We start from the raw sequence: 15349 nt of genomic DNA, 5'->3' as shown, positions 1-15349 counted from the left end.
ATCTGAAACACTATTTTTCATTAATCATAGAGCTGAAATATATGCTGTTTGATAAAATTAATTAGAAGATTTTTTAAAATTAATGGAGAACAGTACTTATTAATGGATATTACACGCACACAATTATTAATTTTGGGCTCTGGTCCTGCAGGTTGGACAGCAGCTCTGTATGCGGCACGGGCAAATTTGGAGCCTCTTGTTGTCGCTGGTATTCAGCCTGGTGGTCAACTTACCACCACCACCGATGTAGACAACTGGCCAGCAGATGCCGAGGGAGTGCAAGGTCCAGAACTGATGGATCGTTTTCAAAAACACGCACTACACTTTGGTGCGCAATTGGTTCAAGACCATATTCAATCGGTAGATTTTTCCTGCCGGCCATTGCGGCTTGTCGGTAACTCGACGACATATGAATGCGATTCGCTAATTATCACTACCGGCGCGGCGGCAAAATATTTGGGATTGGAATCTGAGCGCCGCTTTTTGGGGCGTGGAGTTTCGGCGTGTGCCACTTGTGATGGTTTTTTCTTTAAAGGGCAAAAAGTGTTGGTAGTCGGCGGAGGCAATACAGCCGTGGAAGAAGCGTTGTATCTGGCTAATATTGCCGCTGAAGTAACGTTGGTGCATCGGCGCGACTCATTACGTGCCGAAAAAATTCTGCAAGATAAATTATTCGCGCGCGCTAAAGATGGCAATATAAATATTTTGTTTGAACAGAGACTGGAAGAAATATTGGGCGATGAACGCGGTGTCAATGGCGCCCGCCTGTGCACCACCGTCGGTGTCGCTCACGATATGGCGATAGACGGTGTTTTTATTGCTATCGGACATACGCCTAATACGTCTTTGTTTGAGGGTGTGCTAGACATGCGTGATGGTTATATTCGTACTCGCAGTGGTTCTGATGGTATGGCTACTGCCACCAGTGTTGACGGGGTTTTTGCTGCTGGTGACGTGCAAGATAGCATTTATCGGCAGGCGGTAACCAGTGCCGGCACTGGTTGCATGGCGGCATTGGACGCACAGCGCTTTTTAGAAGGTTAACGTGGCAGAAAAATTTGCTGACATTGTACGCAAGGAAGGCATTGCGCCATTACCGCTTATTCACGACACATTACCGGTTCAGAAAAATACATTGTCCTCCGTGTTGGCGCCTGACGCTGGCAACGAAGATGCTTATGTTGATAAACACGAATTTTTGCGCAATGGTGTTGATGCTCGCCGGTTGCGAAAATTATTGCGCCAAGCGCCAACGATGGTAATTGACTTGCACGGTAAAACGGCAAAAGAAGCGCATGAAGCGCTGGACCTTTTTATAACGACTGCGTTAAATACTGGTGAGCGACATTTGGAAATCATACACGGGCGTGGCTTGCACAATGCCGAAGGGCGGGCAGTGTTGCGAGACAAAGTACGTAAGTGGCTGTGTAAAACGCCGCATATATTGGGATACGCTTCACCAAACGATAATGCCGGTGCAGTGCGCGTGTTGTTAAGGTATAGCGAAAGATGAAGTTATTTGGTATTACCGGCTGGTCTGGTAGCGGTAAAACAACCTTGATTGAGCGACTGGTGCCGGTGTTACGACAGCGCGGTTTTGTTGTTGGCGTGCTCAAACACGCACACCACAATTTTGATATTGATACCGAGGGGAAAGACTCGTGGCGTTTTCGCCAAGCGGGATGTTTTGAAGTTGCTATTTCTTCTTCACGCCGCTGGGCGTTGATGCACGAACATGATGATGGCGACACCGAACCGGATGTGTTTGCCATGTGTGCACGTTTTGACTCGAAGTGCAATCTGATTTTGGTTGAAGGCTACAAAGATGCGCCGCTGCCCAAGTTGGAAGTTTGGCGGCGGCAGGGAGGTGGGGTGCCCATTGCAGCTAATAATGCACATGTGGTGGCAGTGGCGACGGACGATGATGAGCTGCCGCAATTTGCTTGCCCTTTGTTGCCACTTAACGACATCGACGTGGTAGCCGATTTTATTATCGGACAAATAGCGACCAATGATTAATATTCAGTTATTATTTTTTGGTCGGCTGCGTGAGGTATTGCAAAGCGAAGGTGAAACGTTGCAATTGAATGTGCCATCGGCGACGCTAGTAGACGTTATCTCTGTATTAACAGCTCGTGGCGGTGTGTGGGCGGAAGAGTTGAGTGGTAATCGGGCGCTGGCTTATGCTATTGATCGGCGTTTTGCCAAGTTGGTTGATGCTGTTTATGATGGTGCAGAAGTAGCGATTTTTCCGCCGATCACTGGTGGTTAAAAAGAGATAGAGTAATTTTATTTTCTATCATGAAACACAATCACCATTGTGCTTAACTAAATAAAATGGAGACATAATTTTGTTGTCATAGAAAAATGCGTAAGTGAAGTATAAAAAAGGAATAAAACCATGCAAAAAACTATTTTAATTACGGGCTCAACCGACGGCATTGGGTTGGAGGCGGCAAAGGTGTTAGTCTCTATGGGACACCACGTTTTATTGCATGGGCGCAACCATACAAAACTAGAGGAAGTGAAAAAAACGCTCCTTACCCTACCGGGAAGTGGTCTCGTTGAAAGCTATGTCGCTGACGTGTCGTGCATAGCTGATGTGGAGACACTTGCGAAAACGATAGCAGAAAAGGACGTTAAACTTGATGCGTTAATTAACAATGCAGGCGTTTATAAAACACCTAATGCTGTTACTCAAGATGGCCTTGACATACGATTTGCTGTCAATACGATAGCACCTTATTTGCTTACGCAACGACTTTTACCACTTCTCGGGATATCGGGACGAGTCATTAATGTTTCTTCGGCTGCTCAGTCTGCTGTTGATATAGAAGCGTTAATCGGACAGGTCAAGCTATCCGACAGTACTGCCTATGCACAAAGCAAACTAGCGATCACAATGTGGTCTTACAGTATGGCGCTTGCTCTAAAGGATGGCGGTCCGGCTATTGTCGCAGTTAATCCTGGTTCAATGCTTGGTAGCAAAATGGTGAAGCAGGCATTTGGAGTAGCTGGCGGCGATATCCGCATAGGTTCGGAAATACTAACTCGCGCGGCTTTGTCAGACGAATTCGCAGTTGCTTCTGGTCAGTATTTTGACAACGATTCGGGGCAATTTGCTTCGCCTCATCCTGATGCGCTCAATCCCAAAAAATCTCAAGAGATTGTGCGTGTTATTGAGACAATTTTGGCTAAATTGCTTAACAAATAAAAATACATAATCCGCTAAAAATCTCCACATAACAAAATTTTATGAGTGGGTAATCAGAATAACAGAACGGTTGAATATTTTACTCGCAATGAAATAACGTATGTCGCCTGAATAATGCTCATATTTGAGCGAGGTGCAGAAGTATCGCTAGAAATAAAAATTGCTGGCGGATATTGCGGATAGATTTTTGGTGCAGATATTTACCTTGTAATAATGCAATATTATTTCCGAGTTTGAGTTTGTAGCTATTATTTTTACGAAGATGGTTAATATGCATATAATAAATACATTGTTCATCTAACTTATATGAGGAGAAATGTATGTTGAAAAACACCTTGAAACCATTGGCCGGATTGGCAGCTTTAGCAACAGTTATGCTGGCGTCTACAGTTGCTTCTGCAGATGTGCTTGATGATGTTAAAGAACGAGGAGTTTTGAAAGTTGGCGTAAAAGCTGACTACAAACCTTATGGCTTTCTTGATGAATCGGGTAATGTTGTTGGTATTGAGCCAGAACTCGCTCAAGAGGTGGCAGCCAAACTCGGCGTTGATGTTGAATTTGTTCCAGTAGTTAGCTCTAACAGAATGGAATTTTTGGAGCAAGGAAAAATTGATTTGATGATAGCGACCATGACCGACAAACCAGATCGTCGTAAGAAGGTTTATATCGTAGATCCAAATTATTATTCTTCTGGTACCAATATTTTATCCCTCAAATCAAATGGCTTTAAAGAATGGACTGATCTTGATGGCATACCGGTTTGCGGTATTCAAGGTGCTTTTTATAATAAACGAACTAAGGCCAAATATGGTGCAGAAATCATTGCTTTTAAGGGAACAGCAGAAGCGCTTTCTGCTTTACAAGCAGGTAACTGTGCAGCCTATGTCTATGATGATTCTGCTATCGTTGCTTTGACTGCTGAACCAGAGTGGGCAGATTATGAGATGCCTCTTCCGACCATTGATGATGCTCCTTGGGGGCTTGCCGTTCAGCTTGGTGAAGATGCTTTCTACAAACTTATGAGCGATATGGTTATTGAATGGCATAAATCTGGTCGTATTCTTGAGCTGGAAATGAAGTGGGGGGTTACAAACACACCTTTTGCGAAAGCAATGTATGACAAATACAAATAAATAATTTAGGGTTGGCAGGGCTATTTTGCTCTGCCGGCTTTTTACCTGACTACATGAGATTTTTTGATGGAAGCATTCTATGAATGGTTTAGGGTTTTTTACCAAGAAACGGGAATAAATCTTCCATTTTTGTACGATAGCTTTGATCGGAAACGGATGTTTGATGGATTTTTGATGACTATATGGTTATCAATTGTGTGTTTGTTTTTTTCTATCATCATCGGGTTAGTAGGAGCTTGGCTACAAGGCTCTCCGTTTAAGTGGACGCGGCGGCTAGTCAATGGATACATTGAGATATTCCGTAATACCCCTCCGCTTGTGCAGCTATACTTTTTTTATTTTGCTATCGGGACATTGCTGCCAAAAGTTGAAACCGATTGGGGTGGGCAGGCTCCATTATTAGGCAGTTTTGCTTGGGCGGCTATCTCCTTATCCTTTTTTGCAGGCGCTTTTAATGTTGAGATATTTCGTTCTGGTATAGAAGCCGTGCCAAAATCTACTACTGAAGCTGCAGAGGCGCTGGGTTTCTCTCGCTTACAAATTTATAAAGAGGTTACATTACCTCTCGCCATTCGTGTGGTGCTTCCAGCATTAAATAACAATCTGGTTAATTTGGTGAAAACTACGACTCTTGCCTATGCGATAGCGGTTCCAGAAATGCTGTATGAGGCAAATCAAATTTGGTCTGATAATGTGAATGTTAAGGAAATGATGGTATTTCTCTTACTTGCTTATTTTCTGCTCGTTGGAGTTCTCGTTTGGGGTATGAGCAAATGTGAGCGAAAATTACAAATTCCGGGATTTGGTCGATGAACGATAAACTCATACAGACTGTTTCTCCCAAATATGCAATGGCGGTGATGCTACCACCAAAACCATATGTTCCTTCTCAATTTACACTTTCACTGAAATTGTGGCACGCCTTATTGCTTATAGCGATATGTCTATTTTTCACGGGCTTCGGTGTTGCCGAGACAGACGGGCAGGCTGCCTCACCTTTCACACTATTGGTGAAGTGGATGCCGTTGTTACTGTCTGGATTTATCTTTAATTTAGTAATTTCCTTTCTGGCTATGGCATTGGGAACAGTTGTTGGCATGATGTTGGGATTGGGGCAGTTATCGCTTATGCCAGCGGTTCGGCCGACTTCTTGGTTTGTTACTCAATTTTTTCGCAACGCGCCATGGTTAGTTTTGTTATTTTTTGCAATGTATCTGTTGCCGTTTAAGCTGGATCTGGGTTTTGTCGTTGTGCCTTTGCCAGACTGGTTTAAGGCGATTGTCGGTCTGTCATTGCCGGTTATGGCAAATGTATCGGAGATTGTACGCGGAGCGGTACGATCGTTGCCCAGTGGACAGTGGGAGGCTGCAGAGAGTCTTGGTTACACTCGTCAACAAACTATGTGGTTGGTTATCTTGCCACAGTGCGTTAAGCGCATGCTTCCTCCTTGGATGAATTTGTATTCAATTCTCACCATGGCTACTGTGTTGGCATCTATTGTGGGAGTAGGGGAGGTCATGACTCTTGCCGGGCGCGCTTTAGCAGCAGAAGGAGGGCGCCCTGATTTATTGATTCCATTTTATTCATTTGTGTTGCTATTATTCTATATTTACTGTTATCCGATTGGGCGATGGACGCGGTATCTTGAACGCAAGTTTTTAGTAGTTACTTAAGAAGGTGGGTTTTTATGGGCTGGACTGATGCAGAACCGATGGTGTCAATAAAAGATGTTTATAAATCTTTTGGAGATTTTGAAGTGCTAAAAGGTGTATCTATGGATATCATGAAAGGAGAGGTGATTTGTATTATTGGACCGTCTGGTTCTGGTAAATCAACATTGATACGCTGTGTGAACGCCCTCAATGATATTCAAAGCGGTTCAATTAAGGTTGAAGGACAGGAAGTCAATACACCAGACCTTGATAAATTAGCTTTGCGTAAAAAAGTTGGTATGGTATTTCAACAATATAATTTATTTCCGCATAAGACTGCACTTGAAAATGTCATGATGGCGCCTATTAAAGTGCTAAAGCAAAACAAGGCAGAAGCAGAAAAAAGAGCTCGTGCATTGATCAAAAAAGTACGACTTGACGGTAAAGAAAACAGTTATCCCGGAGAGCTTTCTGGTGGACAACAACAAAGAGTGGCGATTGCAAGGTCGCTTGCCATGAACCCAGATGTAATATTATTTGATGAAGTTACCGCTGCTTTGGATCCTGAAACGGTTGGCGAGGTGCTACAAGCTATTAAGGACTTGGCAGCAGAGGGAATGACTTGTATTTTGGTAACTCACGAGATGGGCTTTGCTCGGGAAATCGCCGATCACATTTATTTTACAGACAAGGGCGTTATCGTAGAACACGGCTCACCAAAAATATTTTTTGAAAATGCAACAGACCCACGCACTAAACAGTTTTTAAGTCAGATTTTGTAATTATCTTCTGCTAATCTAACTACAACTACGTTTATCAGCGTCTTTAACATAGGCGCTAGTGGTATCGGGTGTGCGGTGTGCGGAGGTGATTTTTACCTCATAGTAATTCCAAGTTTAGACAACAAATACAAACATGCTTGCATCGTTGGTAAATCAGAATCAGATCCCATCAAAACTGCAACAAAATTATTGCTCATTTCACTTATCCAAAAAAACACGGGTTATACTGCCACAATCAACCGATAGCAAAACACGCGGTGATTTGTGGGACAGGAAACTTATTAAAATAAGCAGGGTTAATCAATCAGGGCGATGCGCCAAATGGATTAAATACCGAGATAAGCCTTACGAATGTGATCATTGTTCATAAGGCTTGATGATTCGCCGTCTAAAGTGGTCTTGCCTGTCTCTAAAACATAACCGTGCTTGGCAGTTTCAAGTGCCATCTCAGCGTTTTGCTCGACCAAAATAATCGACATGCCTTGTTTGTTGGTTTCAATCAAAATCTGCGCAATCTCCTGCACAATCACAGGTGCAAGCCCAAGTGACGGCTCATCCAAAAGCAAAAGCCGCGGGCGCGACATCAGCGCACGACCAATCGCCACCATCTGCTGTTCGCCTCCACTCATGGTTCGGGCGAGCTGATTTTGCCGCTCGCACAAACGTGGGAATCGCTTAAACACTTGTTCCAAATCTTTGGTAATCGCCTCTTTATCGTTACGAGTGAATGCGCCGAGTAATAAATTCTCGGTTACACTTAAATCTTTAAACACCCGCCTACCTTCGGGCACATGGGCGATGCCAAGTTTGACAATTTTATCAGGCAAAAGTGTGTCAATCCGCTGCCCGTCAAAAATAATCTCGCCAGCACTTGGGTGATTTAACCCAGAAATCGCGCGCAACGAAGTGCTTTTACCTGCACCGTTTGCGCCAAAAAGCGTGATAAAACCACCCTCTTCTACAGCAAAAGATACACCCTGCAAAGCGGCAACCTGTCCATAGTGCAGATGAATATCGTTAACTTGCAATAGCATTATTTTGCCCCACCCAAATAGGCTTCAATAACTTTTTCATTGTTGCAGATTTCCTCGGGCGAACCCTCCGCCAAAAGTTGTCCGAAATTAAGTACAGTTAGCGAATCACACAGCCCCATCACCGCTTTCATGTCGTGTTCGACAAGCACGATGGTCACACCTGATTGCTGTACCTTGCGGGTTAGCATCATCATTTGACTGGTTTCCTCTGGATTCATACCTGCAAATGGCTCATCCATCAAAATAATTTCTGGCTTACTGACAAGCGCAATCGATAATGCCAATGCCCGTTGTGAGCCAAGTGGCAACTCGGATGCAAGCTGGTGCTGTCGCTCTTCAAGCCCCATAAAATTCAAAATTTCTGTCACCCGCTCGCGTGCTGTTTTTTGCTTGTCTTTGTTAAGTCTAAAGATAGCCTCAAGCAGATTAATTTTGGCGTATTTATGGCAACCAATCATCGTGTTTTCATGCACGGTTAGTTCAGAAAAAAGCGTGGTTTCTTGGAAGGTGCGCACGATGCCAGACTCTGCAATCGCATACGGACTATTGCCGACTATGCTTTGCCCTTGGTATAAAATGTCGCCGCTGGTGGGCTTATAAAAACCTGCGATATTTTTGAACATCGTACTTTTGCCCGCACCATTCGGACCGATTAATCCACGGATTTCACCTTTTTTGATGCTAAAACTGACTTGGTTTAAAGCAGTCAAACCACCAAATTGTTTGGTAACCTTTCTAACTTCAAGCATCGGTGCGTTAATGTTCATCGGTTTTGCCATTAAATTTTATCTGTATTTTCGCCACGATACGCTCAAGACCCTTTGGCAAAAATAAAATCGACAACACCAACACTGTGCCATAAATTGCAGGGCGAATTTCATCAAATTGGCGGATAAATTCATCAAACACGGTGAGCAAAATCACGCCAATAATAGGGCCGTATAGCGTGTTGTATCCACCAACAATTACCCAAATTAAAATAAACACCATAAAACCAATACCGAATTGATTCGGAGTGATAGTGCCCAGATAATGCACCTTAAGTCCGCCTGCGATACCGACAAAAAACGAACCAATAATAAAAGCCAATGCGCGATAATTCCATGTATTCACGCCGACAGATTCCGCCAATGGTGCTTTCCAATGTACCGCGTGCAAGGTCAGTCCGATGCGTGATTTTTCGATGCGATACAAAATAAAAACACAAAAAGACACCACCGAAAGTGCCAAATAAAAATATGGAATCGGTTCGATAAAATCAATGCTGCCAACCAACGGTGGCTCAACGCCGCTCAAACCACCTGTGCCACCGAATGGGTGCACAAACTCAATCCACAGCAGACGAATCGCCTCACCTGCAGCAAATGAGCCGATGAGAAAATAGAACTGGGTCATACGAAAAAGCGGAAAGCAAAGCAAGGCGGCGGCCAGTCCTGCCACGCTGCCTGCAAGCGGTACGGTAAGCCACATTGATAGTTCAAAATTCTTGAACAATAATGCTGCGGTGTAACCACCCACACCCATCATCACCGCGTGTATCAATGACCATTCGCCTGTAAGCGTCACCAATCGATAGCTACAAACCACAAGCACATTAATGGTCAGAAAAATCAATAAGTCTTGGTAATGAAACGGCAACAAATGCGGCAAAATCAACAAACCTGCACCAAGTGCTAAGAATAAAATTGTCTGTCGAAGTTTCGCACTCACAGCCATCACTCGCTCACCCGAATGCCCATCAAACCCGTTGGCTTGACAATCAGCACCACCACCATCAACAGCAATCCACAGATGGTTGCAATGGTAGCGCCGTAATAGACCGTAATAAATGTGTGCAATAACGCATAGAGAATCGCTGCAAGAATTGAGCCAGACAAGCTACCGACACCACCGACAATCGCCACGATAAAGGCGGTGATAATCACATTGTGTCCCATATGTGGGTTGATATTAACAAGCGGCGCCATTAGTGCACCTGCAAGCCCAGCAAGCGCGGCACCAACACCGATGGCAATCATCGAAATCATGTTGATATTTATCCCTTGCAGAGCGGATGCCTCGCGGTCAAGTGCCACGGCGCGTAATGCCCAACCGAGTTTGGTGCGCACCAAAAAATACCAAAGAGCGGCAAGGGTTGCGACAGAGATCCCAAAGCTGAAAATTCGCTGATATGGAATGCGCAAGAAATCAAACAATACCAAAGTGCCGTGAAAAGGTGGTGCGACTTGTTTTGATGGTCCATCACCGCCAATCAGCGTCGCAAACACCTGCAAAACAAACAACACACCAATTGAACAAATCAAGCCCGCAAGCGGGTTATCGCGGGTGGCGCGGAATAAAAACCGCTCCATCAAAAGCCCGATAACAGTAGCGATTAAGATTGCTAAAATAATCGTTGGAATATACGGCAAATCAGACTGGGCATGTACAAACCAAACGGTGTATGCCCCGACCATCACCAACTCACCATGGGCGAAATTCACCACGCCCATCACGCCGAAAATAAGCACAAGCCCGACCGCAAACAGGGCGAAAAAACCTCCTTGAATCAAACCATTTATGACTGATTGTATGACTAATTCCATAGACTTTCGCCTCTCAAAATAACTATATGGCGTGATTTCAATACGCTAAACCTCTCTATCAATTGCACAGAAGTTTGGTTAATAAATAGCGTGCTTGGAGTTAAATCGTACGCAATTTCATAGCCTTCATGTGCTTGACAAGCACTTTTTGGTTCTTGTCAAGCCAATTAAGAAATAGCGTGCTTGGAGTTAAATCGTACGCAATTTCATCGCCTTCATGTGTTTGACAAGCACTTTTTGGTTCTTGTCAAGCCAAGCTGGCACATCGCGGTATTCTTTGATGCGTGCTTTACCGTTTTCGATAACCACCACAGGCCAGCGGCCAACCAAAGCGTTGTCTTGACCCCAAAGCTGGCTACCCCACCAACGACCGCCACCAAAGATAAACTCTGGATTTTTTGCGCCTTTAATAGCCTTGAGTACTGCGGTAGGCTCAACACTGCCCGCATTTTTCGCGCCCTGAATCCAGTTGTAAAGTACCGCTGGATATTCCCAGGCCACCGCTGACCAATCGTTTGGATGTGATTTGCGGAATTTGGCATCAAAGCCTGCTGGGTCTGGGAAGTTAATACCTTTTTGCTGAAGCGCGGGGTCATCAAAATCTGGGAATTGGAAAATCGTACCGTTGACGAATTCTTTGCTGGTTTTAGCGATAATTTCATCGTAATAATCAAGGGTGCAAGAGATAATTTTTCCATTAAAGCCCTGATGATAAAGCTGCTCCATCAATGGCGTTACATAAAAGCTGGTCGCCATGCAGAATATATCTGGTTTTTTCGCCAATACCGAGCTTACGATTGGTGCAAAATCCGTTACATCAAAACCGTGCAGATTAACATCGACGACCTTGATACCCGCCACTTCAAACGCGGCTTTGTAGGTCGCGGCCGACTGCAAACCGTATTCGGCATCGTTGTTGGTTACAATCACCGCTGTTTTTGCATCAGGATGGTTTTCTGCTAACCACTCCACGCCAGTAACATTGTAAACAGGATGTGTTTCGCAAGTCGCGATTAGATAGTCTGATTTTGGGGTAATATCGCTTGGCAACAAAGTGGTAGTTAGCATTTTCTTTCGCTGTGCCCATGGCAAAACAGAGGCCACCGTTGAACCACCAAGCATCATTACCATTTTCACGTGGTCTTGTAACACCAATTTTTTATAGCCTTGTACCGCTTTTTCGGTGTCATAACCGTGATCATAGGCGACAATCTCAATGTTGTATTTTTTGCTATCGATTTTAATACCACCTGCTTTATTAATGTCGTTTGCCACAATCTGACAACCATACAAGCCGGGCAATCCCCACGGGGCATAGTCGCCTGTCATCGGAATATTCATACCGATTTTGACGGTTTTGTTGGCAGCAAATACATTGGTCGGCAAGGTTGATGTACCTGCAACAACCGCACCAGTGACCGACATTTTAAGAAAATCTCTTCGCTTCATAGTCATATATTCTCTCCTTGTTAGGTTTCAAATTTTATTAAAAAACACCCATTCTGCCAGCACCGTACCACATGATACAAAAAACATAGGTTGGCAGATATATGTTTTCTGATATATTATTTTTTCTTCAAATAGCTCTCTAACGAATCATCCAACGCATCTGTCCAAGGCGTGTGGTGGTTGGGTGCCATCGTGCCTGTCATTACAGATTTATAGCCATTATCACGGAAAGTCATGATGCCCTTTTTCTTGTGCTTCTTCCATTGGAAAAAAGCCTCGTTAGAACTTGGGATATCAAAACTTGGATAATCGGTTTTATCAATCAAGTGCTGTATATATTTGCCTTGAAATTCAATCGAGGCATAATCATCAGGCGCCGCGTCTTCTTCGGCACGCCATGTTTCAATGTCGGCATACATCTCATTTTTGCTCGGCAGGTCTTGTTTGCCCAAAATCACATCGCGGGCATACCATGCCTGTGCATCAAACATATTGAATGTGTACCATTGGTCTTGCATACCGAGATACAAGCATTTGGTATTTTCGACCCACACCACGCCGTTGTACAAATCAACGGGGTATAAGCGGTTGTTGGTGCGTAGTTTGAGCTTTTCTTCCATAAATGGAAAATGGTGCTGATAGCCTGTGCAAAGGATAATCGCATCAACTTTTTTCGTCGTGCCATCGGCAAAAGTACAGGTGTTGTTTTCGACCTTGGTGAGCAATGGCACTTCTTGCCAATTATCAGGCCAATCAAAACCCATCGGTGCGGTGCGGTGCGATACAGTGAGCGATTTCGCGCCGTATTTCCAACATTGCGAACCGATGTCTTCTGCTGAATACGATGTGCCAATCAACAGCAAATCTCTGTCTTTAAACTCTAGCGCATCACGAAAATCATGCGCGTGTAACACCCGTCCGTTAAAGGTTTCAAAGCCTGAAAAATAAGGCACACTGGGGATAGAAAAGTGTCCCGATGCCACCACGACATAATCAAATTCTTCGGTGTATTCCTCGTGCTTGTTGTAATCTTCGACTGTTACCGAAAAAGTCTCGGTCGCATCATCAAAAGTTATCCTGCGTGCGGCAGTGTTAAAGCGAATCCATTTGCGCACATCGGCCGTTTCAACCCGTCCTTTGATATAATCCCAAAGCACAGCACGCGGTGGATAAGATGCAATCGGATGACCAAAATGCGCCTCAAAAGTGTAATCAGCAAATTCAAGTCCCTCTTTTGGGCCATTTGACCAAAGATAGCGATACATACTGCCGTGCACAGGCTCACCGTTGGCATCAAGCCCTGTGCGCCATGTGTAATTCCACAAACCACCCCAATCGTTTTGTTTTTCAAAACAAACAATTTCGGGAATATCTGCGCCTTTTTGTTGCGCTGATTGAAATGCGCGAAGTTGTGCCATACCACTTGGACCTGCGCCAATAATTGCTATCCCTTTTGCCATTTTTTATGTCTCCTTAAAATAAAAAAACACAAACCCACGTTTGTTTGGCTCAAATCGCCAACCAAATAGTAGGATTTATAAAAAATTCTTATTAGTTAATAAAAATTCCTGGTACGGTTCATTTTATTCTATCACAAAAAATATCGAGCTATGTTTATTTTAATGCTGACTAAAATAATAGAATTTTTTATGTTATCTCGGTATGGCAAAAAGCTAATCAACCCGACCTATCTGCCTATTTAGAGTATAATTTGAATAGGTAGATAGGCTGGTTATCGCCACGCCGTTATGTGTAAATCAGGAGAACAAATGCTAAAGAACATCTTCGTCATAGTTTCAGTATGCTTAATGGTTACTAGCTGTGCAAGCACTAACCAAATACGTGCAGACAACAGAAATAAACTTCTTAGTCTTTCAGCGGGTATGTCAAAGATTGACGTCCTTAAAACAATGGGAACAAAAACACAAACATCTTCAGATGGAACTGTCATCACAAATCCATACCGAACTGAAATGTATCGCTCTAATGATAAAACTTTCGAGTTAATGCTTTACTACACAGATACAAAAAAATCTGACGGAGCAATTACTGATGATGAGCTTACACCACTTGTAATCATTGATGGAAAACTTGATGGCTGGGGCTGGTCATATTGGGATATGGTCATATTGAAATAATTTAGTAGAAAAATATGAAATTAGAGTTCGCTAAAAAATAACCTCTTAGCAAATTTTTAAAATATGACTCTATTTAGCTAAAGTTTCTTGATTTGAAGTTACATACTATCTTAAAATGGTAAAGTGGCTAGCAATTTTGAAAATTTAAAGAAGCATATTTTAACTTTATCAAATGCAAACGAATTTTACTATGCTAAAGATGAGTGGAAATTAGTAGATGTTGAAATTCAAGAGAACTGGGATAATTGTCCGTGTGGTAAAGAAATTAAAGAACTCTGTCATATAAAAAAACCAACTAAATGGTAATAAAACGTATGTTGGCAATGTATGGTGTGAATAGATTATGAAAAAGATTAAATTGCATACTCCTTGTGGCAAGGCGATAATAGGCATAAGAGGAAAAGAAGACAGAATTTATTCCATGTGCTCATATGAATTGGGCAACAGATGGTCTAGGTGGACAAACTATCATATACGAAGTCCCTGGTGTTAGTAAAATCCCAGAAAAAATTGTCTTTATAGATGAATATGGCGGAGAATGGCCAGAAATAGATGTTTGGTATGTATCAATCAAGTAGTTACATGGGTTACCTAACAAAGCACTCTAGCGGTCGGCTCTAACGGCGTGGCGATAATAGATTAGGTTCTGGTAAACTTTAAGAGCCAAAAAGGTTTCTTAAAGTATGAAATCAAAAGCTAAAAACAAGTATTACAATCGTTCACATATTTCTGAAGCAAAATTTAGGCAATTGATTAAATGTTTTTCAATGGATTTAAACGCCTATGAAACTTCACAAATTACCAATATATCTCATGTAAGTTGTAAAAAAATATTCAACAAACTAAGAGTTTATATAGTAAAAAATCTTTTGGAAAACAATAGTTCTAAAGGAGAGTTTGAATTAGACGAGTCTTATTTTGGTGCAAAGAGAGTAAGAGGCAAAAGAGGACGGGGTGCAGCTGGGAAAACACCCGTGTTTGGATTATTAAAAAGAAATGGTAATGTGTATGTACAAATAGTTAAAAACTGCTCTAAAGAGCAATTAATACCTATCATACAAGGGAAAATACTAGAAGGAAGTACCATCCATACAGATGGCTGGAAAGCTTATGGTGGATTGGTGTTAAATGGATACGACCACTATAGAGTATTTCACTCAAAAGATGAGTTTGCTAGAGGCAAAGCTCATGTAAACGGGATAGAATCTTTTTGGAGTTTTACAAAAAGAAGATTATCTCAATTCAATGGATTGAGTGACAAGACTTTTTATCTACACTTAAAGGAAAGTGAATTTAGGTTTAATAATCTGTATGATATAACGTTAAATTTTTTAAGAAAAAACAAACTCTAAAGTTTACTAG

The 15349-nt window shown here is 42.8% G+C and carries 18 protein-coding genes and 1 pseudogene; 12 read left to right on the top strand and 7 right to left on the bottom strand.

The window, feature by feature from the left end:
• Nucleotides 1-102 precede the first annotated feature (102 nt).
• The 9 genes from trxB (at nt 103) to NQX30_06260 (ending at nt 6781) form a co-directional block, all read left to right on the top strand.
• Entirely contained in the window at nt 103-1044 is a 942-nt protein-coding gene (gene trxB / locus NQX30_06300; GenBank protein MDM5147977.1) for a thioredoxin-disulfide reductase, read from the top strand.
• A gap of 1 nt (nt 1045) precedes the next feature.
• A complete protein-coding gene (locus tag NQX30_06295) occupies nt 1046-1513 on the top strand; it encodes a Smr/MutS family protein (protein MDM5147976.1) in 468 nt (155 codons plus the stop codon).
• Nucleotides 1510-2019: a molybdopterin-guanine dinucleotide biosynthesis protein B gene (gene mobB / locus NQX30_06290; protein MDM5147975.1), complete on the top strand. Its 510-nt coding sequence runs from the start codon at nt 1510-1512 to the stop codon at nt 2017-2019. The genes NQX30_06295 and mobB overlap by 4 nt, the downstream gene beginning before the upstream one ends.
• Complete coding sequence (locus NQX30_06285; protein MDM5147974.1) at nt 2012-2272, top strand: MoaD/ThiS family protein; 261 nt, start codon at nt 2012-2014, stop codon at nt 2270-2272. The genes mobB and NQX30_06285 overlap by 8 nt, the downstream gene beginning before the upstream one ends.
• A 129-nt stretch (nt 2273-2401) precedes the next feature.
• On the top strand, nt 2402-3214 hold the full coding sequence (locus tag NQX30_06280; GenBank protein ID MDM5147973.1) for an SDR family NAD(P)-dependent oxidoreductase: 813 nt from the start codon (nt 2402-2404) through the stop codon (nt 3212-3214).
• Between the two features lie 320 nt (nt 3215-3534).
• Entirely contained in the window at nt 3535-4347 is an 813-nt protein-coding gene (locus tag NQX30_06275) for a transporter substrate-binding domain-containing protein (protein ID MDM5147972.1), read from the top strand.
• Between the two features lie 66 nt (nt 4348-4413).
• The gene (locus NQX30_06270; protein MDM5147971.1) at nt 4414-5160 is read left to right on the top strand and encodes an amino acid ABC transporter permease; all 747 of its coding nucleotides are present in this window, start codon (nt 4414-4416) and stop codon (nt 5158-5160) included.
• The gene (locus NQX30_06265) at nt 5157-6020 is read left to right on the top strand and encodes an amino acid ABC transporter permease (protein MDM5147970.1); all 864 of its coding nucleotides are present in this window, start codon (nt 5157-5159) and stop codon (nt 6018-6020) included. The genes NQX30_06270 and NQX30_06265 overlap by 4 nt, the downstream gene beginning before the upstream one ends.
• A 38-nt stretch (nt 6021-6058) precedes the next feature.
• Entirely contained in the window at nt 6059-6781 is a 723-nt protein-coding gene (locus NQX30_06260) for an amino acid ABC transporter ATP-binding protein (protein ID MDM5147969.1), read from the top strand.
• Between the two features lie 21 nt (nt 6782-6802).
• Here the strand turns inward: NQX30_06260 and NQX30_06255 are convergent.
• The 7 genes and pseudogenes from NQX30_06255 to NQX30_06225 form a co-directional block, all read right to left on the bottom strand.
• Nucleotides 6803-6978 (bottom strand): annotated as a pseudogene (locus tag NQX30_06255) (AIR carboxylase family protein).
• A gap of 129 nt (nt 6979-7107) precedes the next feature.
• Nucleotides 7108-7815, bottom strand: coding sequence for an ABC transporter ATP-binding protein (locus tag NQX30_06250; GenBank protein MDM5147968.1), 708 nt, complete (start codon nt 7813-7815; stop codon nt 7108-7110).
• A complete protein-coding gene (locus tag NQX30_06245; protein MDM5147967.1) occupies nt 7815-8582 on the bottom strand; it encodes an ABC transporter ATP-binding protein in 768 nt (255 codons plus the stop codon). Before NQX30_06245 ends, NQX30_06250 begins: the two co-directional genes overlap by 1 nt.
• Nucleotides 8572-9525, bottom strand: coding sequence for a branched-chain amino acid ABC transporter permease (locus NQX30_06240; protein MDM5147966.1), 954 nt, complete (start codon nt 9523-9525; stop codon nt 8572-8574). The genes NQX30_06245 and NQX30_06240 overlap by 11 nt, the downstream gene beginning before the upstream one ends.
• A 5-nt stretch (nt 9526-9530) precedes the next feature.
• A complete protein-coding gene (locus NQX30_06235) occupies nt 9531-10400 on the bottom strand; it encodes a branched-chain amino acid ABC transporter permease (GenBank protein ID MDM5147965.1) in 870 nt (289 codons plus the stop codon).
• 189 nt (nt 10401-10589) lie between these two features.
• Entirely contained in the window at nt 10590-11855 is a 1266-nt protein-coding gene (locus tag NQX30_06230) for an ABC transporter substrate-binding protein (protein ID MDM5147964.1), read from the bottom strand.
• A gap of 110 nt (nt 11856-11965) precedes the next feature.
• Nucleotides 11966-13309 (bottom strand): NAD(P)/FAD-dependent oxidoreductase, encoded by a 1344-nt coding sequence (locus tag NQX30_06225; protein MDM5147963.1) that lies wholly within the window; start codon nt 13307-13309, stop codon nt 11966-11968.
• Between the two features lie 348 nt (nt 13310-13657).
• Here NQX30_06225 and NQX30_06220 point away from each other — a divergent pair, with 348 nt between their 5' ends.
• The 3 genes from NQX30_06220 (at nt 13658) to NQX30_06210 (ending at nt 15339) form a co-directional block, all read left to right on the top strand.
• Nucleotides 13658-13987, top strand: coding sequence for a DUF3192 domain-containing protein (locus NQX30_06220; GenBank protein MDM5147962.1), 330 nt, complete (start codon nt 13658-13660; stop codon nt 13985-13987).
• 123 nt (nt 13988-14110) lie between these two features.
• Entirely contained in the window at nt 14111-14293 is a 183-nt protein-coding gene (locus NQX30_06215; protein MDM5147961.1) for a hypothetical protein, read from the top strand.
• Nucleotides 14294-14670: 377 nt separating this feature from the next.
• Entirely contained in the window at nt 14671-15339 is a 669-nt protein-coding gene (locus tag NQX30_06210; GenBank protein ID MDM5147960.1) for an IS1595 family transposase, read from the top strand.
• The last annotated feature ends 10 nt before the right edge of the window (nt 15340-15349 follow it).

The organism is Candidatus Persebacteraceae bacterium Df01, from assembly GCA_030386295.1.
Lineage (GTDB): Bacteria > Pseudomonadota > Gammaproteobacteria > Tethybacterales > Persebacteraceae > Doriopsillibacter > Doriopsillibacter californiensis.
This window is presented reverse-complemented; position numbering and strand designations above follow the sequence as displayed.

Bases quoted from the DNA above. Each gene is read 5' to 3' on its own strand.
- mobB (MDM5147975.1), top strand. From the start codon at position 1,510: ATGAAGTTATTTGGTATTACCGGCTGGTCTGGTAGCGGTAAAACAACC.
- NQX30_06245 (MDM5147967.1), bottom strand. From the start codon at position 8,582: ATGAACATTAACGCACCGATGCTTGAAGTTAGAAAGGTTACCAAACAA.
- NQX30_06235 (MDM5147965.1), bottom strand. From the start codon at position 10,400: ATGGAATTAGTCATACAATCAGTCATAAATGGTTTGATTCAAGGAGGT.
- NQX30_06260 (MDM5147969.1), top strand. From the start codon at position 6,059: ATGGTGTCAATAAAAGATGTTTATAAATCTTTTGGAGATTTTGAAGTG.
- NQX30_06230 (MDM5147964.1), bottom strand. From the start codon at position 11,855: ATGACTATGAAGCGAAGAGATTTTCTTAAAATGTCGGTCACTGGTGCG.
- trxB (MDM5147977.1), top strand. From the start codon at position 103: ATGGATATTACACGCACACAATTATTAATTTTGGGCTCTGGTCCTGCA.
- NQX30_06270 (MDM5147971.1), top strand. From the start codon at position 4,414: ATGGAAGCATTCTATGAATGGTTTAGGGTTTTTTACCAAGAAACGGGA.
- NQX30_06275 (MDM5147972.1), top strand. From the start codon at position 3,535: ATGTTGAAAAACACCTTGAAACCATTGGCCGGATTGGCAGCTTTAGCA.
- NQX30_06225 (MDM5147963.1), bottom strand. From the start codon at position 13,309: ATGGCAAAAGGGATAGCAATTATTGGCGCAGGTCCAAGTGGTATGGCA.
- NQX30_06265 (MDM5147970.1), top strand. From the start codon at position 5,157: ATGAACGATAAACTCATACAGACTGTTTCTCCCAAATATGCAATGGCG.
- NQX30_06210 (MDM5147960.1), top strand. From the start codon at position 14,671: ATGAAATCAAAAGCTAAAAACAAGTATTACAATCGTTCACATATTTCT.
- NQX30_06285 (MDM5147974.1), top strand. From the start codon at position 2,012: ATGATTAATATTCAGTTATTATTTTTTGGTCGGCTGCGTGAGGTATTG.
- NQX30_06280 (MDM5147973.1), top strand. From the start codon at position 2,402: ATGCAAAAAACTATTTTAATTACGGGCTCAACCGACGGCATTGGGTTG.
- NQX30_06250 (MDM5147968.1), bottom strand. From the start codon at position 7,815: ATGCTATTGCAAGTTAACGATATTCATCTGCACTATGGACAGGTTGCC.
- NQX30_06220 (MDM5147962.1), top strand. From the start codon at position 13,658: ATGGTTACTAGCTGTGCAAGCACTAACCAAATACGTGCAGACAACAGA.